Here is a 20,446-nt window from a genome sequence, read left to right as displayed (position 1 = left end):
GGTGTGGAGCGCCGCCGAACTCTCGGTCACCGGCGTACCGGCTTGGCCGGGAGGACGGCGGCGCGGGCCTTGTGCGCCATGCCGCGTGCCATAAGCTTGAGCAGGTCGCTCTTGCGCGGCTCGTTGTAGATGAGGAAGTCGTCGAACCGGTGGACCCCCGGCCTGCCCGCGACGGCGGCGGCCGCGTCCCGCACGGCCGTCAGCTGCGCCGTCGTCAGCTGCAGGGCGCGCTCGTCCGGTTGGTAGCCGGCGCCGATCGGGTAGTCGCGGCCCGGGCGGCTGGTCATCTCGACGTGGCAGCCGAGCACATGGGTCACGGGCCGGGTGGCGGCGAAGGCGACCAGGCGCTCCAGGGTGTCCAGGTAGGCGGCGAAGTCGAAGGCGAACAGCCGCCCGGGAAGCACGGTGTCGCCGGTGAGCAGGATGCCGGTCCACGGGTCGTAGAGGGTGATCGAGGCCTGGTGGTGGCCCGGCGAGGCGAGCACCTCGAGCACCCGGCCGCCCAGGTCGAAGCCGACGGTCTCGGCCGGCCAGCTCTCGCCGAAGCCGAAGAAGGACCGCACCGCGTCCGCGTCGCGGGCCACCACGGTGGTGGCGGGGCGGTCGGCGAACTGGGCGTCGGCGGCCACGTGGTCGTGGTGCCCGTGCGAGTGCGCGACCACCAACTCGTAGCCCTCGCGCGGGTACTGCTCGAGCCAGTCGGCGACCAGCCGGTCGACGGTCGCACGCAGCGGGAAGAGCTCCGGGTCCTCGGTGGCGCCGGTGTCGAGCAGCAGCGCCCGCTCGTTGCCGAACAGCAGGTAGAGGAACGGGGCTTCGTAGTTGACCGTCTTGCTCTGGCGCAGGATGACGGTGTGCTCGTCGTAGTGGTGGACCTGGATCGCGGGATCCGGCGCGTGCCGCTTGGAGGGCGCGCCGTGGATCCAACTGACGTCCAGGGAACCGGCGGTGGGCGCGGCCGAGACGAAGTCGAGCGAGCTGTCAGTGGTCGGATTCATTGCTGTTCCCCCCCGATGTGAAGTCCGGCAGCGGAGTCGCCGCCATGAAGTAGCGGACAGCGCGCTGCCCGGTCTGCGGATCGTCACCCTCGACGCCCTCGACGCCATCGGCCTGGGTCCTGGCGACGTACGGCGCCAGCAGGGCCTGCCATTGCGCCCTGAGCTCGGCGGCCTCCTCGGCGGAGAGCACGGCGAGGGCGGTGACCATGCCCGCCTTGACACGCCACTGGGCGCTCTGCTCGTCCTCGCGTTCGGCGAAGTCGAGGATCGCCCGGGTCTCCCGCTGGATCACCACCCGCTCGAGCTCCCGCTGGACCACCGGGTTGCCCGCGATCCGGATGGTGGGCCGCCGCTCGGGCACCTGCCACTGCCGTTCGCGCCGGTCGCGTCCGGGGCCGGCGTCCTCCACGAAGCCGTACTTGGCGAGTTGGCGCAGGTGGAAGGAGCAGTTGGCCTGCGGCACTCCGAGGGCGCGCCCGCAGCGGGCGGCCGTCGCCGGGCCGATGGTGCTGAGCAGCTCCAGGAGGTCGAGGCGGAGCGGATGGGCCAGAGCCCTGATCGCCAGGGCGTCGCTGATCTGCATATCCCAAAGCATACTTTGGGATATGCAGATGTCAACGACTTCTTTGACATCTCCTCGGGGTCGGCTGCGGACGGCCTCCAGCGGCCTGGTTCCGGCGCTCAGTGCCGTCAGTGCTCCACCCGGCCGACCCACACCTCGGTGATCCCGCTGACGTACCGCGCCCCGCAGCGGTCGGTGGGGACCACCAGTTGCGGGCCGGTCGCGTCCAGCGGCGCACCGTCGATGCTGGTGGCGAGCAGCACCTGCTGGCCGCTGAACTCCGGGTCGATCTCGGCCCAGGAGAGCACGGCGTGGTGGCCGTCCGCGCCCTTGACGGTCATGAATCAGCCCATACATGCCTGGCAACTGCCCATCCATGCGGGACTCGCCCGCCGCGCGGCTCAGTGGTGCGGCGGGCGAGCCGGGGTCAGCGCACGATGAACGGTGCCACGTGGGTGGTGGTGTCCGCGCCGCTGATGGTGAACGCCGCCGGGGTCGGCCAGCTGACGGATCGTTCGCAGGCGGTGATTCCGGGGCCGGGCCCGCCGAGAGGTCGCACAGGTAGAGCAGCGGAAAGGGGTCGCCGCCACGCAACGAAAAACGACTCTGGCCCGGCACAGTGTGCCGGGCCAGAGTCCTGAGTAGCGGGGACAGGATTTGAACCTGCGACCTCTGGGTTATGAGCCCAGCGAGCTACCGAGCTGCTCCACCCCGCGTCGTTGAACTGAACCGTACGGTACTTTCCCGCAGAAGGGAAACCGGATTCCCGGCGACGCGCAGGCGAAGCGGAGTCGAAGGCTGGAAGAGAAGGCTGGAAGAGAAGGCTGGAAGAGAAGGCTGGAAGAGAAGGCTGGAAGAGAAGGCTGGAAGAGAAGGCTGGAGGCGAAGGTTTGGGAGGCGCTAGCCGCGCTGGACGAACCAGCGGTCCAGGTAGGCCTTGAGCAGGCGGCGGTCGCCGGCTCCGGCGCGCAGGCCGAGGTGGCCGTCGGGGCGGACGAGGAGCAAGGTGCCGGTGGGGAGAGTGTGGTGCCGGTGCGGGTCGGGGTGGATCCGGAAGTGGCCGACCGGCATCACGTAGCGGTCCGTCAGCCGGCGCAGGGTGGCGGCGGCGCTGTGGTCGGGCTGTTCCGCGTCGGCCTCGACGAGCAGCAGTGACCAGCGCTGGTAGCTGAGCAGGTCGTGCAGGCGGCCGGGGCCGGTGTCGGTGGTGACGGCCAGGTCCGGCAGGCGGTCGCCGGCGCGCAGCCCGCCCCGCTCACCGCGCTTCCCGGAGGAGAGCGCGCTCCTTCGGTGGTTGCGGCCGAAGTCGCTGAGCAGGGTGGCCCCTTGCCGGGCGAGGCGGCTGCTGCGCAGCAGATGAGGCAGGAGCAGCCTGATGGCGGCCAGGGTCGGGCGGTTCGGCGGCAGCTCCAGGATGTTGCGGCGCATCGCCCGCATCACCTCGAGCGCCGCTGCGCGCTGCTCGGTGTCGTAGGTGTCGAGCAGCGCGTCGGTCGCCCAGCCGCGGTGCACGGCGGCCAGCTTCCAGCCCAGGTTGTGCGCGCCGAGCAGGCCGGTGTTCAGTCCGCGGCCACCGATCGGCGCCCACAGGTGCGCGCTGTCGCCCGCGAGCAGCGCCCGGTCATGGCGCAGCCGGCCGGCGATCCGGTCGTGGAACCGGGCCCGGTTGGCCCGGCGCGGCTCGGTCGGGACCAGCCGCACGGCGGGCACACCGGTGGCGGCGGCGACCAGGGTCTCCATCTCCTGCGGACTCGGCGGCTCCTCGAGCTGCGGCTCGGGGTCCGGGCGGAAGGCGTAGAAGCGCACCGCGCCGCCGGGGACCGGGTCGGTGATCAGCGTGACGCCGTGGTTGATGAAGATCCGGGTGACCGGTGGGTGGTAGGGGTGGCTCCAGTCGGGCTCGGCATTGAGCTGCAGGCACTGCAGGTTGGTCCGCTGCTCGCCCTCGAAGGGGATGCCGAGCGACCGGCGGACCAGACTGCGCGAGCCCTCGCAGCCGACCACCCAACGGCAGCCGACGGTGCGGGTCTGCCCGTCGGGACCGCGCAGGTCGACCTCGGCCTCCTGCGCGCCGACGCGCACGGCCACGGCCTCGGTGGACCACTGGACGTCCGGCCCGTGCCGGCGGAGCTGCTCGCGCAGCAGGCTCTCGATCGTGTCCTGTTCGATGGAGAGCGGGCCGGGGAAGGCGGTGTCCGGCATGTGCATCGGCTGGACGCCGGCCAGCCGCCCGGCGACGTGGAACTCGCCCGGCTCACCGCCAGCCCCTGGCTCAGGAACACGTCCGCGCAACCGAGATCGCGCAGCGCCTCCAGGGCACGCTGCCAGATCACGCTGGCTCGGGCCTCGCGCTTGGTGCTCGGTCCCTGCTCGACCACCACCGTGTCGAGGCCGTAGCGGCGCAGCGCGATCGCGAGCACCAGCCCGGTCGGTCCGCCGCCGATCACCACGACGTCCCGCGGGCTGCTCACGCGGCCATCTCGCTTCGCCCGCTCACGCGGCCACCTCGCTTCGCCCGCTCACGCCGGGCCCCCGACCTTGATGAACTCGACCAGCCGGGCGTAGCTGTCCTCGCCGTGGCCGGCCGCGATCGCCCGCCCGGTCAGCTCGCGGAACAGCTGCGGCAGCCCGGACTGCACCCCGCGCAGCTCACTCGCGTGGGCCAGGATGTCCATCGTCGAGCTGTGCAGGTGCAGGGTGAACTCGCCGCCCGGGTACTGGCCGGAGTCGATCTGCGGGGCGTACTGGCCCATGAAGGCCCGCACGGTGGTCATCCAGCGGTCGGCCACCTCGGTGTAGGCCGTGGCCGTCACCCCGCCGCCGGGGCCCTCGGCGCCGATCAGCGCGACCCCGTGCAGCCAGCCGGTCAGCGTGCCCCACATCTGGCCCAGCAGTGCGGTGTCGTACACGGAGGGCAGTGCGGTGTCGGTGCCGACGTGGACCGGGTCGCCCAGTGCGGCGAGGGTGTCGCGGGCGGCGTCGAAGGTGGCCCGGTCGCCGCCGTAGAGCTGCAGGAAGTCGGGGTTGCCGACGCCGGCCGGCGTGGTCAGGAGTACGCCGTCCAGGTAGTGGACGCCGTGCTGCTCGGCCCAGCCGGCGCTCTGCCGGGCGTCGATCGGCGAGCCGGATGTGAGGTTGACCAGGGTGCGGCCGGCGAGCGGCTCGGCCAGTGGGGCCAGGGCCTGCCGCACGGCCTCCTGATCGGCCAGGCAGACCACGGTCAGCCCGCTCGCCCGGACGGCCTCGGCGGCGGTCGGGAGCTCCATGGCGCCGCGCGCCGTCAGCCCGCCGGCTCGCCCGGGCGTGCGGTTCCACACGGTGGTCCGGTGGCCGGCGGTCAGGAACGCGCCGGCCAGGGCGGTGCCCATCGCCCCCAGGCCGAGCACGGTCACCTCTGCGTTTCGCACGGAACTGACGGTAGGTCGGCTGATGAGCCGTCAGGAAGCCGATAACCGCAGGTTCACCCGAATGGTTGGTCCACGGAGCTTCTTCCGGTTGCCGCCCCGAGGTGGCGCGCGGAGTCTGGGTATGCCTACGGCCTTCCCTCGACCAGAGGACGCACCCGATGATGTCCATCTTCCGCCGCCACTCGACAGCACCGCCCGCAGCCGAGCCCGAGCCCGACCCTGAGCCCGACGCTGCGACCCCGGCCCCGGCGCCGCAGTCCGCCCCCGGCCGCCGACTGCCCGTCATCTACGTCCGGGGCTTCGCGGGCGGCGCCAAGGGGATCGACAAACAGGTCGACGACCCGTTCTACGGCTTCAACGACGGCTCCACCCACATCCGGGTCGGCGGTGACGGCACCCCGCAGTACTACCAGTTCGAGAGCCCACTGCTGCGGCTCTTCGCGGCCGACGGCTACCAGCCGCTGGTCTCCGGCGACCCCAAGGCCTACCTGGAGTCGCAGCAGCCGCAGAGCGTCCCGCCCGAGACCCTGTGGATCCACCGCTTCTACGACTCCGCCGCCGACACCTTCGGCAAGGGGGCCGCCGAGTTCAACATCGAGCGGGCCGCCGAGGACCTCTACGACCTGGTCGAGCTGGTGCGGTCCAGAACGGGCGCCCCGAAGGTCTTCCTGGTAGCCCACTCGATGGGCGGCCTGGTCTGCCGCAGCATGATCCAGAAGATCTCCTACCTGCCGAAGGACGGCGTGCCGCGCACCCCGGGCAAGGACCTGGTCGACAAGCTGTTCACCTACGGGACCCCGCACGGCGGCATCACCTTCGAGGTCGGCGGCGGCCTGCTGGACGAGGCGATGGAGGTCCTCGGGCCGGTGGGCTCCGACATCTTCTCGCCGGAGCTGATGTACGGGTACCTGTGGCGCGACGCGCACTGGGGCGAGGAGGCCCCGGACGGCTGGCGCCCCACCGAGATCCCGCCCGACGAGTTCCCGGCGGACCGCATCTTCTGCCTGATCGGCACCGACCCGGCCGACTACGGGCTCTCCAGGAAGGTGGTCGGCCCGCGCAGCGACGGCCTGGTCGCGATCGAGAACGCCTATGTCCGGGGCGCGCACCGCGCGTTCGTGCACCGCTCCCACTCCGGCCGCTACGGCCTGGTCAACTCCGAGGAGGGGTACCAGAACCTGCGGCGCTTCCTGTTCGGGAAGGTCAAGGTCGAGGTCGCGCTGACCGGACTGGATCCGGTGCCCGCCGCAGCGGCAGACGGGGCGGTCTGGCAGGCGGAGGTCCAGCTCTCGGTGCGCGGGCTGCCGGTCGTGCTGGACGAGCAACTCGCCGCCCACTACTGCCCGGTCCAGCTGAGCGGCCGTCAGGACCAGGCCGCGCCGGTACCGCTCGCCGACGTCTTCCTGCTCGACCCGGCCACCCGGGAGGGCAGCTCGACCGTCGCGCCGTCCACCGTCTGCCGCTACGCCTTGCACCTGCGGGTGATGCGGCTGGAGGAGCGGCACGGACTGCTCTTCTGGCGCGACCACCTGGCCCAGGCCGCCGACTGGGACGACATCCTGGTGGTCGACGTCGGCCGCCTGGCCAGTGACCCGCCCGAGGCGATGCTCGCCTGGGCCGCCTGGAACTCGATGCTGCCCGGGGCGATCGCCGACTACAGCACGGTCGGCACCCAGCCGCTCGCCACCCAACAGGGCACCGTGTCGATCCCGCTGCCGCTGAGCGCCGCCAAGCTGCTCGGCGACCAGGCGGCGCTGCGGCTCAGCTTCAGCCACTGGTCCTGACCGGGGCCGGGCCGGCTCCACGGGCGAGCAGCTTTCCGGGCGGGCGTCGCCGGTCAACGGCCGGATGGAATGCGCGTGAGGAACAGGAAAACACCTTCGCGGCAACGGAATTCCGATTGCACGAGGGGTAAACAGTTCGGGCGTCGCGCGTGACGTCTCGTCAGAAGGCCTTTTGTGGCAGGCTGCGGCCTGCCCATGCTCGAAAGCGTGGGCATTCAGTTTCCCGACGAGTTGCAGTGGCTGGCCACGATCGCGGCCGGGACCTTCCCCAAACTGGACGAGGACGAGGTCCGCGCGCTGGCCGGGACGGCCTCGGTCTTCGCCGACGACTTCGGCGGGTTGGCCAACGACGTGCGCGAGGCCCTGGCGGGCGCGGCCGGATCGGTGGGCGGGCACGGCGGCACCCAGTTCGAGGCCTACGTCAAGGGCCTGAGCGCGGACGGCCCGCAGGTGCTGCAGGGACTGGAACGCAGTCTCATCGACACCTCGGAGAACCTGCGCGAGTCCGCGCTCGCCGTGGAGACCGCGAAGATCCAGGTCATCGAGATGCTGGCCTGGCTGGCCGGGGAACTGCTCTGGGCGGCGGCGATGGCGCCGTTCACCGGCGGTGCGACCGAGGCGGCGGTGCCGGCCATGGTCGAGGCCACCCAGTCGGTGCTGGTGACCGTCGGGCGCCGAGCGCTGTCCCAGATCGCCCTGGGCGCGGCGAACATGGCCGGTTTCGACGTGCTCGCCCAGGCGATCGAGATCGCCAAGGGCGACCGGCACAACTTCGACTTCAAGGAGACGCTGGACGCCGCCGGAATGGGCGCGCTGGCCGGGGCAGTCGGCTTTGGATTCGGGGCCGGGGCGGGCAAGTTGCTGGGCGATGCCGGCAACACCCTGGCGGGCAGGATCGGTTCCGGTGTGGTGATCGGCGGAGCGTCGAACTACGTGACGCAGATCATCAGTTCGGCGGCCCAGGGGCATGCGGACTTCAACATCCTGGGCCTGGTCAACGGTGCGTTCGGTGGCGGGTTCGGCGCGGTGCTGCACGGCGGGCACGGGGGTGGGGGAGGGGGTGGTGCGGCCGGGGGCCATCCGGACGTGCACCCTGACCTTCATCCTGACCTTCACCCAGGGATCCCCCCGGAGGCTCATCCCGAGCCGCCCGGCGGCACGGTGATCACCGCAGGCGGGCAGCCGCTCTGGGTCCGGCCCAACGACCAGGGCTCGCTGCTGGTGCACTCGTTGACCGACCCGGCCAGTACCGACCGGAACTTCTACACGGCCGTCGGAGACCTGCCGGACACGCTGATCGTCGGGACCCCGGGGGAGGTGCCGACCCGGGCCGACGGCGTGCCGCTACCGGTGGGCGGGCTGGGCGAGCACCTCGGACAGGTCTACCAGGGCGTCCGGGAGGGCCTGCCGCCCGGCACGCCGATGCCCACCCGGGTCCTGCTCACCTCGCCGGTCGGGCCGGCCGAGTACGCGGGCCTGCACAGCTTCGCCGACAAGTACGGCGTGGAGGTGCTGGCGCCGGACGGGACGGTGCGGGCGACCCCGGACGCTCGGGCGCTGGTGGTCGACCGGCAGGCGTTGGACCTGCCCGGGGCCTCCCGGCAGCCGGTCCCGGGCGGCTGGCAGGTGATCGCGCCTAAGACGAGTACGGAGGCCCGGGGGACGGGGACGGGGACGGGGGCCCCGGGCGAGGGGGTCAACTCGGTGCCGTCGGGGCTGCCGGAAGCGAAGGGGTTGCCAGCGGCGAAGGGGCTGCCGGAGCCGAAGCTGGTCGCGTCGCCGGATCCCAAGAGTGTGACGGTGCCCGAGCCGAAGGCTGCACCGCTGCCCGAGACCAAGGTGGTGACCGCGCCCGATCCCAGGGGCGCAGGCTCGCCCGAGCCGAAGGCCGCCCCGCTGCCGGAGGCCAAGGCCGCGACGACCTCGGACCTCCCCGCCCCCCACCAGCCCGAGCACACCGAGCAGCACGCGACCGTCGGCGCCACCGGCGACCCGCAGCGCAGCACCGGGCAGCCGCACAGCTCCGGCCCCGGCTCCGAATCCGGCCCGAACCCCGTGCACGAGCCCGGCCAGGGCCAGGGCCAGCAGCACGAGGTCACCCAGCCGCACAGCCACGATCCGAGCCCGGTGCCCCAGCACAACGCCCCGGTCCCTCAGCCGCACAGCTTCGACCACGGTCCCACGCCGGCGCGGTCCACCGAGCCGGCGGCCCAACTCCCCAGCGGCGTCTGGTTCCCGCGCCCCGAAGGCAGCAAACTCACCGAGGCCGCCGCACACGCCGTGCCGGGCGCGGACGGTTGGCAGCTGATGGTCGGTCACGGGGAGCCCGGCAGCATGGAGGTGGGCGGCAGGCTGGTCGGCGCGGACACGGCGCTCTCGCACGCGGGGCCGACCAACGGCGACCTCGCCTTCGTGGTCTGCTACGCGGCCAAGCCGGGCGAGGACGGGGTGTCGCTGCTCCAGTCCGCGCACCAGCAGACCGGCAAGGAGGCGCTCGGCCCGACGCAGGAGGCGATCGTCACTCCGGAGGGGGACGTGATCTCCGGCCGGGTGGGGGTGGACGCCAAGGGGCGTCCGACCGTGGTCCCGAACGGCGACTGGGTGGTCTACCGGAACGGCAAGCCCGAGTCGCTGGGCACCGCCTCGCTGAAGGACGCCTGGACGAAGCTGGGCGTCGGGCCGAAGATCGGCGGGCCGGCACCCGCGCAACCGCATGCCTTCGTGCACGAGGCGACGGCCACCACCGTCCAGACGCCCAGCACCAGCACCGCCACGGCCACGGCCAACCACGTCCCCACCCCCGCACCGACCCACGCCCCCACGCAGGTCCACGCCCCCGTCCACGTCCCGCCGACCGACCCGGCGTTCGCCCTGCACCCGCTGCCGCCGGAGGCCGTCCGCCTGCCGCCCTCACGGATCACCCGCAGTGGCCAACTCGGCGCCTCCGACATCCTGGTCGGCCTGCACACGGACGACACCACCGTGGTCAACGGCATCACCGGGCTGTTCTCCCGGGCCTTCGGCGGCGACCTGCCGGCCGCCAACACCGTCGCCAAGCACTTCTTCGACCCCAGCTCGCTGCGCCCGAAGCTGTCTGCGCTCTCCCGGGGCGAGGTCTGGGATGCGCCGTTCGCGGGCGGCGGCTGGTCCGGCAAGGTATCGATCAAGGCCCGGGTGTCGGAGCAGACCTACCTGGACACCGCGCCGAAGGTCGAGTTCGAGGGCGGCTCCGAGCAGCAGTCGGCGAGTGCCCGGCTGGCCGACACGCGCTGGCGCTTCCTGGCCGGCATCCAGGCCAAGTTCAAGCCCAAGGGCGGGGACGTGACCATCCCGCTGAACTACCTCCACGACCGGATGAGCGGCAGCGGGCGAAGCGACGGCGGCCGCACCATCGCCCGTGGCAAGAGCGTCGAACCGGGCGCCCTGTACGGCAGCAAGATCGAACTGACCCTCGACTTCAGCGACCTGACCAGGCACGGCCGCCCGTTCGAGGTGCAGCCGGGCCGGCACACCCAGACCCTGGAGATCGGCGCCACGGTCGCCGTCCCGCTGCGCGAGACGCTCGACACCACCGGCGGCCGGAACGACCTCAACGCGCGGTTCGCGCCGCCCCAGCGCATCGTCGACACGCACCGGCTGGGCAGCTCGGACATCGTCACCGACGTCTCGGCCGGTGGGCACCAGCTCGGCGGCGATCCCGGCGCGCCCGTCGGGATCGAGGCGGTGCTGCACGGGGTGGACCAGGAGGGCCAGGGGTTCTTCGAGGGCATGTGGCCGAAGGTCCGCGCCAGGCTGCAGGAGGAACTCGACCTGGGCCGGCTGCAGCAGGACCTCAAGGGCCTGATGTCGGGCGAGAAGATCCGGATCGAGGTGACCGGCGCCGACGGTCTCCACACCGCCGGCGTGGACATCAGCGCCTCGGTGAAGTCGATGCAGCACGTCGACAACACCGCCCAGACCGAGTTCAACGTCGGTACCGGCGTGGTCCGTTCCTCGACCGCTCAGGCCGGTCGGGGCAACCAGCTCCAGGTGCCGGCGCCCGCGCTGGGCAACTTCACCCTGGCCAAGCCCGGTCTGCTCGGCGGCTCGGGGTCGGTGCAGGGCGGCCGCGAGCACGTCGACCTGGCCGGCAGCAGCCAGGAGGTGACGGTCACCACCAAACTCAAGGCTCCCGGCGCGGTGTTCGACGGCACGGGCACCCTGCACCTGGACTTCCACCTGACCCCGCTGGTCGGCGAGGCCAAGCACGGCACCGGCAGCACGGAGGTCAACTTCACCACACTGATCGAGCAGCGCGAGGCCCGCAGGATCCAGGACCCGCCGCCGCCCGGGCCCGGCGGCTCGAACGACATCACCGTGGTGCCGCAGCAACCGGTCGCCGATCCCACCCGGTTCGAGGTGACCGGGCCGAAGACCGTGACCGCGCCAAGGACTTGGGAGCCCGGCACCGAGATCCCGACCCCGCCCGACGCGGTCTGGCCCGGCGGCGCCGGACACGGCCTGCGTGACACCGTCACCACCCGCCACCTCACCGACATCTCGCCGCTGCACGACCAGCTCGACACGATCGGCACCCAGCAGCTCGGCGGCGCCTGGCACGAGGTCAGGGACGACGTGCTGCACACCTTCAGCCACTCCGTGGTCTCCTCCCGGCTCACCTCGATGACGCGCGGACTCCCCTTGGAGACCCAGAAACTGACGGCGGGTCTGCTCAAGCACGGGGTCAAGGTGTCGGCCACCGCGCGACTCGTCGAGATGGAGTACAAGCGCCAGGAGAACGGCGCCGAGCTGAACAGCGTTTCGGAGACGACGGTCTTCGACTCGCACCGCACCACGCACTCCGACACCAGGACCGGCATGATCCAGGGCGGCGGCAGCGCCACCCTGGACGCGGCCAAGAACCAGCTGGACATCCAGGGTTCGTACAGCCACCAGGTCCGCAACCGGGCAGGCTGGCGCGACGGCAGCACCGGCAAGGTGTACGCCAACGGCAAGTACCCCCAGCCGCAGACGCTCTTCACCTCGAAGGTCGTGGTCGACCTGACCTTCAGCAAGGGCGGCAGGGACACCCACTCCACCGTGCCGCTGGACGCCGAGTTCAGCCTGGACTCCCGGGACACCGGCAGGTACCAGGTCGGCGAGGACGGACGCGGCGTCTTCACCGGCCCCGGGCAGGGCCGGCCCAGTGACCCGCGCCCGGCGCCGACCCAGCTGCACGACCCGCCGCAGCGCATCACCCAGCGCGGCGCGATGGGCGCCTCCGACGTGGTGCACAGCCTCGGGGCCAACGACACCCAGGTGCTGCACACGATCGAGCACACGCTCGAAACGCACGCCGGCAAGATCCCGGACGAGGTCCGGATGCGGCTGCACGAGCGCTTCGACCCGTTCGCGCTCAAGGCCCAGTTGTCCCGGGGCACTCGCGGCGGGCCGATCAGCGAGGAGATCACCGTCAACGGGTGGCACGGCAAGGTCACCGTCAGCCCCCGGCTGCACGACTTCACGCACACCGAGACCGTCAAGGACTTCGAGTTCGAACTCGGCAGCCAGCTGCGCGGCTCCTCCGGCATCTCCAAGGACCGGCGCGGCCGCCACATCTGGGGCCTGCCACTGAAGTTCAAGCTGCCGTACACCGACCTCAGGGCCACCTACAACCGGGTCTACGACAACTCCCGCAGCCTGACCCTGGACAGCGCCGCCGGCACCGCGAGCCGGGGCAAGACGGTGGAGCCGGCCGGGCTGTTCAGCGGCACGGCGAACTTCACCGTCAAGTTCGAACTGTCCAAGTTCGGCAAGCCGTTCCCGCAGCCGAGGACCGAGGTGCCGCTGGACGCGACCATCGCCGTCCCGCTGCGGGACGCCCCGCTGCACGGCAACCCCGACCGGCCGCCGGTCACCCAGCCGATCGGGGTCCCGCAGCGGATCCAGCAGACCCACCGGCTCGGTTCGGCCGACATCGTCACCGACGTCTTCCCGGTCTACCGGGCGCCCGATGCCAAGGGCGCGATGGAGGTGACGGTCAACCGACTCAACGGAGCGGGCAGCCACACCCTCGGATCCGACTGGCCCGGCATGCGCGCCAAGATCCAGGACGCCCTGGACGTCGGCAAGTTGCAGCCCCGGTTGAAGCCGATGATGTCCGGCGACCAGATCGTGCTCAAGCACGGGCGCAGTACGGTACGGATCACCGCCGCCGTCGACAGCCTGCGCCAGCACGGCGAGACCGCCCAGACCGAGTTCAACACCGGTACCACCGTTCAGCGTTCGTTCGTCGACTCGGAGGGCTCGGACGGCTCGGTCAGCCGTGACAAGGGCCAGAGCAACACCGTCGCGGTCAACGCGCTCGCCACCAGCAACCCGATCGGCCTCGGACCGGCCGTGGCCGGTGGCGGCGGGGTCGTGCACTCCTGGGGCCAGGACAAGGTGGAGGCGAAGGCCGGCTCGGTCACCTCGGGCATGACCACCAAGGCCAAACACCCCGGGGCGGTCAACACGGGAGAGGCCCGGCTGATCGTCACCATGGAGCGGCGGCCGCTGGTGACCCTCGGCGACCGCAACCGGATCGCGCCGCCCGGCAGCGGCCCGCAGTCCTTCGCCGACCGCGCACTGCACAGCCTGCGCCAACTCGGCACCACCAAGCGGTCGATGACCACCACGAAGATCGGCTTCGAGGCCACCGTCCAGAGCTCGGAAGGCCACCGGACCGACACCGTCCAGGAGTTCACCGCCCCGCAGCACCGCACACCGCTGCCGCGCGATCCGCTGCCCACCGAGCCGGTGCCGGTACCGGTCAAGGTTCCGCCGGCGCGGGTGTTCAACGAGGGTCTGCGCGACATCGACGTGATGCGCTGGCTCGGCGACTCCTCCGGCGTCCAGGACATCCTGCGCTCCCGGGGCCCGCAGTTCTTCGGCAAACGGACCTGGAACCGGCTGGAGAGCGTGGCCCGCAACAGCATCGGGCACAGTCAGCTCTCCGCCGGTTTCCCGTCCGCCACCCGAGGCGAGCCCGTCGGCACACCCGACCCCGGCCACCTGCCGCTGGTCTCCAAGGCAGGGGTGAGCGCCACCCTCAAGGTCGTCCAACTGGAGTACCAGGGCCGGGACAACAAGGTGGAACTCTCCCCGGCCAACGAGACTGCCAGCTCCTCCCGCACCACCCAGCTCAAGTGGAGCACCTGGGGCGGACAGGGCCAGCTCGGCGTCCAGACCACCGCCGGTGCCGCCGAGGCGAGCGTGATCGCCACCGGCGGCGTCCAGCACCGGGGACGCACCGGCGCCTCCCAGGACAACGTCGGCCGGGTGGTGGCCAGCGCGAAGTTCAACACCCCGATGTCGCGGTACACGGGGTACGCCGAGGTGACGGTCACCTTCGTGGACGGGAAGCGCACCCACCAGGAGACGGGGCTGATCCCGGTGACCATCGACATCCCGGAGCGGGAGACCACGGACGGCGTGGTGATGAGCGACCACTACCTGACGTTCACGCCCGAGGCGCCGCACGGGGAGGCGATGCCGCTCTCGCGCTTCCAACCGGAGGCGGAGACGGAGGGAGAGGGGCACGGCGAGGGGCAGGGCGCGGGGGTGCTCACCGGAGGGAACGGGGAGCAGCCGTTGATGTCCGGTGCGCTGCAGGCGCCGCTGCCGCCGAGGGAGGAGACGCCGCAGGAGCCGCCGGTGGGGGTGGACCCGAACGCGATCGAGATGCGGCCGGTCCGGCGGCAGCCGCCACCGCAGCGCCCGCTCCCGCCGCTGCCCGAGCCGCAACGCCAGGCGCCGCGCCCGCCGGAGACGCTGACACCACCACCGCAGACGCCGCAGACGCCGCGAGTGCCGCAGACGCACACGCAGACGCACACGCAAGAGACGCAGGAGCCGGCGAATTCGGTGGAGCAGCCGGTGACGCGGCCTCAGACGAACCTGCCCGTGGTCGAACAGCCCACCCGGGAGGCGCAGCTGCCGCCGACTCCGGTGGTGGAGCCGTCCGTGTCCCAGGTTCATCCGCAGCAAGGACCCGTCACCGAGGCGTCCGGGTCCGGGCTGGGGAACGAGCTGCCGAAGATCACCATGAGCAGTCTCCCGAAGACCGTCGGCGCCAACTCCTGGACGGCCCGTCCGGAGCCGCTGGTCCCGCCACGCGGGGCCGAGTCCTCGGAGCTGCCCACCCAGGGAGAGAGGGAGGGGTCGGGGTCGCCGGAGGAGCCGGTCTGGTCGGAGGTGCTGTCGGACCTGTGGCGGCCCGAGTCGCCGCCTCTCCCGCCGATTCCGCCGCGCGCCTCCCAGCTGCCGGTGCTGCCCACGATCGCCGAGGAGCCCGAGTCGCCGCCCGAGGCGCCCGCGTGGCCGGAGGTGTTCGAGGACCTGTGGCGGCCCGAGTCGCCGCCTCTCCCGCCGATTCCGCCGCGCGCCTCCCAGCTGCCGGTGCTGCCCACGATCGCCGAGGAGCCCGAGTCGCCGCCCGAGGCGCCCGCGTGGCCGGAGGTGTTCGAGGACCTGTGGCGGCCCGAGTCCCCGCCCGTCCCGCCGATTCCGCCGCGCGCCTCCCAGTCGCCGGTGCTGCCCACCATCGCCGAGGAGCCGGAGCCTGCGGAGTCCGAGCCTGCGGAGTCCGAGCCGGCGGAGTCCGGGCCGGCGGAGTCCGAGGGCGACGGGCCGCCACCCGGGAGCATTGCCGCCATCCTCTCGGGGAAGAAGTAAGCCGTCCCCCTGACCGCACCACCGCTGGTCCGAGATCCCTCACCAGCCCTAGAGTTGGGCAATATGCTGCGCGTACTGGCCGTGGACGACGAACCGCCCGCACTCGAGGAGCTGCTCTACCTGCTGCGCGCCGATCCCCGGATCGAGCAGGCGGAGGGGGCCGCCGATGCCACCGAGGCGTTGCGGCGGATCAGCCGGGCGGTGGAGGAGGCGGCGGATGCCGAAAGTCGGCTCGACGTGGTCTTCCTCGACATCGACATGCCGGGCCTCAACGGTTTGGACACGGCCCGGCTGTTGGCCGGCTTCGCCCGGCCGCTCGCCATTGTCTTCGTGACCGCGCACGAGGGTTTCGCGGTGCAGGCCTTCGACCTCAAGGCGGTTGACTACGTGCTGAAACCGGTGCGCCGGGAGCGGCTCGCGGAGGCGGTCCGCCGGGCGAGCGAGCTGGTGACGGCCGTCGCGAGCCCGCCGGCCCAGCCTGCGCCGGGTCCGGTGGCGGTCGGCCACAGCATTTCTGAGGTGCCGTCGGCCACCGCCCCGTCGGACGAGGTGATCCCGGTCGAGCTGGGCGGACTGACCCGCTTCATCCCGGTGGACCAGGTGCTGTACGCCGAGGCGCACGGCGACTACGCGCGCCTGTACACCGGTTCGGGCAGCCATCTGGTGCGCATCTCGCTGTCGGCCCTGGAGGAGCGTTGGGGCCCGCGCGGGTTCGTCCGGATCCACCGGCGGCATCTGGTCGCGCTGCGGGCGGTGCAGGAGTTGCAGACGGAGTCCGGGAACCTGACGGTGCGGGTGGGCGGCGAACTGCTGGCGGTCAGCCGCCGCAACACCCGGGAACTGCGTGAGCTCCTGGTGCGCCGGGCCCGGGGTGGGGCCACCGGGGAGTAGCCGTAGGGCGACGTGCGGTCGACCGTTCGGTGGCCGTGGACTGCCGTACGGCGCACGGTACCTGCCGCCCGGCGATCGGGCGTCGCCGAACAGCCTGCCGGGCCGGCGCTGCGGCCTATCGTGGATGGTGGTTCCGCGCCGACGGGGGACCGGCAGTTCGCTGGTTGGCGGCGCACCACGAGTGGAGGCTGGGTTGTCGGAGATCGATGAACTGTTGGCGGAAGTGAACCGCCTGCCGGTTGAGACGCCGACCAGTAGCAGGGAGTTCGCCGACCAGCTGGGCCGGCTGCGCAGTGTGGCCGCACGCTGGGCGGACGTGCTGCTGGAGATGTCCGAGGTGAGCCGGACGCTGGGCGGGCCGCGCACCGCCGCGGCCGTGGAGATCGCGTTCCGACGCGCCGAGCAGTCCTTCGTCGAGTTGGAGATCGCGCACAGCGCCGTCAGCCGTCAGTCCAGCCGTTGACCGTTGGTCATGCGCGCGTTGATGACCGGCTGTGCATGGCTGCGTACACTCATGGCCTCAAGGCACTCGCAGGTGACACGTCGGGCTCGGGCGGCCCGACGACGCGTGCGGCCGCCGGGTGGGAGGGGTGCGCCGTGGCCGAGGGACAGCCGGTACGACGTGAAGTGGTCACCGCCGGGCGGCGGATCGCCCGGCCGGTCAGGGTGGTGGTACCGAACGGGCCGGTCGCGCGGGTCGAACTCCCGCAGCACGTGGACGAACTGATCAGGCGTCAACTTAGGACCGGGTTACGGGCGGCGGCGGCCCTGGCACTGCTGGTGGGCTCGGCGCCGCTGCTCCTCGAGTTGACCGAGGGCGTCCGGGTGGCCGGCTTGGGGCTCAGCTGGATCGTCCTGGGGCTGCTGGCCTATCCCGTGCTCCTGGTGATCGGTCACTGGTACGTCGCCCGGGTGGAGCAGGCGGAGCGGTGCTTCGGGTCGGACGAGGCGTGAGTGGCTCGTACGGCATAGCAGCGGTGATCCTGGTGGCGCTGGCGGCCATGCTGATCGGCTCGCAGGGCCTGCGGGTCTCCCGGACCACCTCGGACTTCTACGTGGCCTCGCGCACCGTGCAGTCAAGGCTCAACGGCGCGGCGATCAGCGGCGAGTACGTCTCGGCGGCCTCCTTCCTGGGCATCGCGGGCCTGGTCCTGGTGCACGGCGCCGGCATGCTCTGGTACTCGGTCGGGTACACCGCAGGCTTTCTGGTGCTGCTGCTCTTCGTCGCCGCGCCGCTGCGCCGCTCCGGCGCCTACACCCTGCCCGACTTCGCCGAGGCCCGGTTGGAGGCCCGGCTGGTCCGGCGGATCTCCAGCGTCTTCGTGGTGGGCATCGGCTGGCTCTACCTGGTGCCCCAACTCCAGGCGGCCGGGCTGACCTTGCAGACCGCGACCGGCGCGCCCTGGTGGGTGGGCGGGGTCCTGGTGGCGCTGGTGGTGGGCGCCAACGTGGCAGCCGGCGGGATGCGCAGCATCACCTTCGTGCAGGCCTTCCACTACTGGCTCAAGCTCACCGCCCTGCTGGTGCCGGTGGTCTTCCTGGCCCTGGCCTGGCATGCCGACGGCGCGCCGAGCGCCACCGCCGGCCGGCCGGTCTTCGCCCGCGCGACCGTGCTGCGGGCCGGCGCCGCACTGCGGCTGCGGCTGCCCGACCCGGTCCAGGTGACGGCCGACGGCAGCGTGGACGGGCAGCGCTACCAAAGGGCCGTGCTGGCGCTGACCCCGGGCGTGCACAGCCTGGATCCCGGCACCAGCCTGGCCTTCCCGGCGAAGGCCCGGGTGCCCGAGTCGCTCGACGCTCCGTCAGCGACCACCGCCCAGTGGGGCAGTGCGCTGGTCGGCGGCCCCGGCTCGCATCCGCTGTACGCCACCTACGGGGTGATCCTGGCCACCTTCCTGGGCGCGATGGGCCTGCCGCACGTGGTGGTGCGGTTCTACACCAGCCCGAACGGGCGGGCCGCGCGCCGGACCACCCTGGTGGTGCTCGGCCTGCTCGGCGCCTTCTACCTGCTGCCGCCGCTCTACGGGGCGTTGGCCCGGGTCTACGCCCCCGACCTGGCGCTGACCGGGAACTCCGACGCGGCGGTGCTGCTGCTGCCCGAGCGGCTGATCGGCGGCACCGGCGGCATGCTGCTGGGTGCGCTGCTGGTCGGCGGCGCGTTCGCGGCCTTCCTGGCGACCTCCTCCGGGCTGGCGGTCTCGCTGGCGGGGGTGCTCTCGCAGGACGTCCTGCCCTCGGTGGGGGTGCGCTCGTTCCGCTGGGCGACGCTGCCGGCCATCGGCGCGCCGCTCGCGCTCACCCTGGGCGGGATGCGCCTGCCGGTGGCCGACACGGTGGGCCTGGCCTTCGCCGTCGCGGCCTCCTCGTTCTGCCCGCTGCTGGTGCTGGGGATCTGGTGGCGCAGGCTGACGCCGCCGGGGGCGGTGGCGGGGGTGCTGGTCGGCGGCGGGCTCGCCCTGGTCGCGGTGGTCTCCACCATGGTCGGTGCGGTGTCCGGCGGTTGGCCGCACGCGCTGCTGGCCTGGCCGGCGGTGTGGACGGTACCGGCGGGGTTCCTGGTGATGGTGCTGGTCTCGCTCGCCACGCCACGCAGGATCCCGGCCGGCACCGCCGCCACCATGGCCCGGCTGCACCTGCCGGAGGCGGCGGGGCGGTGAGAGGCCCAACCGTACGGCTCAGCCGGGGACTTGCTGGGTCCGGCCGAGGTCCTCGGCGACCAGCGCGGTGAGGTCGAAGTAGGCCCTGCGGGTCCGCGGCCGCAGCTTGTCCAGGTCGAACTCGCCGCCGGCGGCGAGGTGTTCGTCGAACGGGATCTCCACCACGCCGCGGCAGCGGGTCTCGAAGTGCGCGATCAGGTCCTCGACCCGGATCAGCCGGCCGGTCTCGCGGACCGAGTTGACCACCGTGACGCTGCGCTGCACCAGCCCGCCGTAGCCGTGCGCGACGAGCCAGTCCAGTGTGGTGCTGGCACTGTTCGCGCCGTCCACACTGGGGGTGGTGGCGAGCACCAACTGGTCCGCGAGGTCCAGCACGCCGCGCATCGCGCTGTGCATCAGGCCGGTGCCCGAGTCGGTCAGGACCACCGGGTACTGCGTGCTCAGCAGCTTCATCACCTGGCGGTAGTCGTGGTCGTCGAAGGTCGCGCTGATCGCCGGGTCCACGTCGTTGGCCAGGACCTCCAGGCCGCAGCTGGTCTGCGAGGTGAAGGCCCGGATGTCCATGTAGGTGCTGAGGCCCGGCAGCGCCGTCACCAGGTCGCGGATGGTGGCCCCGGTCTCCTGCGGCACCCGACGGCCGAGGGTGCCGGCATCCGGGTTGGCGTCGATCGCGATCACCCGGTCGGAACGCTCGGTGGCCAGGGTGGCGCCCAGGCCCAGGGTCGTGGAGGTCTTGCCGACGCCGCCCTTGAGGCTGACCACCGCGACCCGGTAGCAGCTGCGCAACGGGGTCCGGATGACCTTCAGCTGCTCCTCGCGCTGCTGCTTGCCGCCGGGCTGCATCCTGAGTCGGCGCTTGCGCGGCAGGCGTTGGCGCTGCTTGCGCAGCAGGCGCTCGTCGCTGAGCTCGGTGGGCCGCGGGTAGCCGAGCGCGGCGGCGGGCGCGGGCTCCGCCGCCGACTCCGGTGCGGTCTGCGGCGCAGTCTCAGGCGTGGTCTGCGGGTCGGTCTGTGGGTGGGTCTGTGGGTCGGTCTGCGCCTTGGTGGCGGGCGCGGCCGCTGCCGTGGCTGTTGCTGCGGCTACGGCCGGGGCCCGCAGCTCGGTTGTGGCATCGGGCCTGGGCACGGGCGCGGCTTCGGGCCCGGGTTCGGGCTCCGCCACGGCGGGCACCTCGGGCCGCACCCGGGTGATCCGCTTGGACGGCGGCACCAGCACCGTCCCGAGCGCGTCCAGCGGCTTGGCCCAGTCCGGCAGCGGGCCGGCGGCCTGCGGCGGCTCCTCGGCCGGCCAGGCGTCCGGCGTCCGGTCGGGCAGCTCGGGCGGTTCCTGCACCATGTCGACCCTCGGTACGAGTGCGATGCCGTTGCCGGGTTCACCTGTCATCGCTCTGCCTCCTGACCGGCTTTCGTCAGCCTCCGTAGCAGGGCACGAGCGCGATGCGGAAACGGTTCAG

At 72.4% G+C, this 20,446-nt stretch carries 11 protein-coding genes, 1 tRNA gene and 2 pseudogenes; 6 read left to right on the top strand and 8 right to left on the bottom strand.

The genetic code is table 11. The annotated features are described in order from the left end of the window. Positions 1 to 26: 26 nt before the first annotated feature. From BR98_RS01990 to BR98_RS01965, 7 genes and pseudogenes are all read right to left on the bottom strand, one after another. The gene (locus tag BR98_RS01990; RefSeq protein ID WP_063774693.1) at positions 27 to 998 is read right to left on the bottom strand and encodes an MBL fold metallo-hydrolase; all 972 of its coding nucleotides are present in this window, start codon (positions 996 to 998) and stop codon (positions 27 to 29) included. Further along, positions 982 to 1,581, bottom strand: coding sequence for a winged helix-turn-helix domain-containing protein (locus BR98_RS01985; RefSeq protein ID WP_051969204.1), 600 nt, complete (start codon positions 1,579 to 1,581; stop codon positions 982 to 984). The genes BR98_RS01990 and BR98_RS01985 overlap by 17 nt, the downstream gene beginning before the upstream one ends. A gap of 107 nt (positions 1,582 to 1,688) precedes the next feature. Next, positions 1,689 to 1,901 (bottom strand): annotated as a pseudogene (locus BR98_RS01980) (molybdopterin-dependent oxidoreductase); the annotation flags it as partial. A gap of 301 nt (positions 1,902 to 2,202) precedes the next feature. Then, positions 2,203 to 2,276: transfer RNA gene (locus BR98_RS01975), tRNA-Met, on the bottom strand. A gap of 184 nt (positions 2,277 to 2,460) precedes the next feature. Continuing rightward, positions 2,461 to 3,762: an FAD-dependent monooxygenase gene (locus BR98_RS01970; protein ID WP_035839382.1), complete on the bottom strand. Its 1,302-nt coding sequence runs from the start codon at positions 3,760 to 3,762 to the stop codon at positions 2,461 to 2,463. Positions 3,763 to 3,830: 68 nt separating this feature from the next. After that, a pseudogene (locus BR98_RS42440) lies at positions 3,831 to 4,031 on the bottom strand (FAD-dependent oxidoreductase); the annotation flags it as partial. Positions 4,032 to 4,079: 48 nt separating this feature from the next. Then, positions 4,080 to 4,967, bottom strand: coding sequence for an NAD(P)-dependent oxidoreductase (locus BR98_RS01965; RefSeq protein ID WP_035839380.1), 888 nt, complete (start codon positions 4,965 to 4,967; stop codon positions 4,080 to 4,082). A gap of 158 nt (positions 4,968 to 5,125) precedes the next feature. Between BR98_RS01965 and BR98_RS01960 the strand changes: the two genes are divergently transcribed. The 6 genes from BR98_RS01960 to BR98_RS01935 all read left to right on the top strand — a co-directional run bounded on the left by BR98_RS01960 (position 5,126) and on the right by BR98_RS01935 (position 18,993). Further along, positions 5,126 to 6,751: an esterase/lipase family protein gene (locus BR98_RS01960; protein WP_232247199.1), complete on the top strand. Its 1,626-nt coding sequence runs from the start codon at positions 5,126 to 5,128 to the stop codon at positions 6,749 to 6,751. Positions 6,752 to 6,958: 207 nt separating this feature from the next. Then, positions 6,959 to 15,445 carry a WXG100-like domain-containing protein gene (locus BR98_RS01955; protein ID WP_157537318.1) on the top strand — a complete coding sequence of 2,829 codons (8,487 nt, stop codon included), beginning with the start codon at positions 6,959 to 6,961 and terminating at the stop codon, positions 15,443 to 15,445. A gap of 63 nt (positions 15,446 to 15,508) precedes the next feature. After that, entirely contained in the window at positions 15,509 to 16,336 is an 828-nt protein-coding gene (locus BR98_RS01950; RefSeq protein ID WP_035839373.1) for a LytR/AlgR family response regulator transcription factor, read from the top strand. A gap of 193 nt (positions 16,337 to 16,529) precedes the next feature. Continuing rightward, entirely contained in the window at positions 16,530 to 16,799 is a 270-nt protein-coding gene (locus BR98_RS01945) for a hypothetical protein (RefSeq protein WP_035839370.1), read from the top strand. A gap of 134 nt (positions 16,800 to 16,933) precedes the next feature. Then, positions 16,934 to 17,290 carry a hypothetical protein gene (locus BR98_RS01940; protein WP_035839355.1) on the top strand — a complete coding sequence of 119 codons (357 nt, stop codon included), beginning with the start codon at positions 16,934 to 16,936 and terminating at the stop codon, positions 17,288 to 17,290. Further along, positions 17,287 to 18,993, top strand: coding sequence for a sodium/solute symporter (locus tag BR98_RS01935; protein ID WP_035839352.1), 1,707 nt, complete (start codon positions 17,287 to 17,289; stop codon positions 18,991 to 18,993). Before BR98_RS01940 ends, BR98_RS01935 begins: the two co-directional genes overlap by 4 nt. Before the next feature lie 18 nt (positions 18,994 to 19,011). Here BR98_RS01935 and BR98_RS01930 read toward each other — a convergent pair whose 3' ends face one another. Beyond that, on the bottom strand, positions 19,012 to 20,376 hold the full coding sequence (locus BR98_RS01930; RefSeq protein ID WP_051969202.1) for a nucleotide-binding protein: 1,365 nt from the start codon (positions 20,374 to 20,376) through the stop codon (positions 19,012 to 19,014). Between the last annotated feature and the right edge of the window lie 70 nt (positions 20,377 to 20,446).

The organism is Kitasatospora azatica KCTC 9699 (genome assembly GCF_000744785.1).
In the GTDB taxonomy this organism is placed as follows: domain Bacteria; phylum Actinomycetota; class Actinomycetes; order Streptomycetales; family Streptomycetaceae; genus Kitasatospora; species Kitasatospora azatica.
The sequence above is the reverse complement of the archived record's forward strand: the minus strand, read 5'-3'. Positions and strand labels throughout refer to the sequence as shown.

Excerpts from the sequence above, each read along its gene's own strand:
- BR98_RS01990 (WP_063774693.1), bottom strand. The coding sequence starts at position 998 with ATGAATCCGACCACTGACAGCTCGCTCGACTTCGTCTCGGCCGCGCCC.
- BR98_RS01985 (WP_051969204.1), bottom strand. The coding sequence starts at position 1,581 with ATGCAGATCAGCGACGCCCTGGCGATCAGGGCTCTGGCCCATCCGCTC.
- BR98_RS01970 (WP_035839382.1), bottom strand. The coding sequence starts at position 3,762 with ATGCCGGACACCGCCTTCCCCGGCCCGCTCTCCATCGAACAGGACACG.
- BR98_RS01960 (WP_232247199.1), top strand. The coding sequence starts at position 5,126 with ATGATGTCCATCTTCCGCCGCCACTCGACAGCACCGCCCGCAGCCGAG.
- BR98_RS01950 (WP_035839373.1), top strand. The coding sequence starts at position 15,509 with ATGCTGCGCGTACTGGCCGTGGACGACGAACCGCCCGCACTCGAGGAG.
- BR98_RS01930 (WP_051969202.1), bottom strand. The coding sequence starts at position 20,376 with ATGACAGGTGAACCCGGCAACGGCATCGCACTCGTACCGAGGGTCGAC.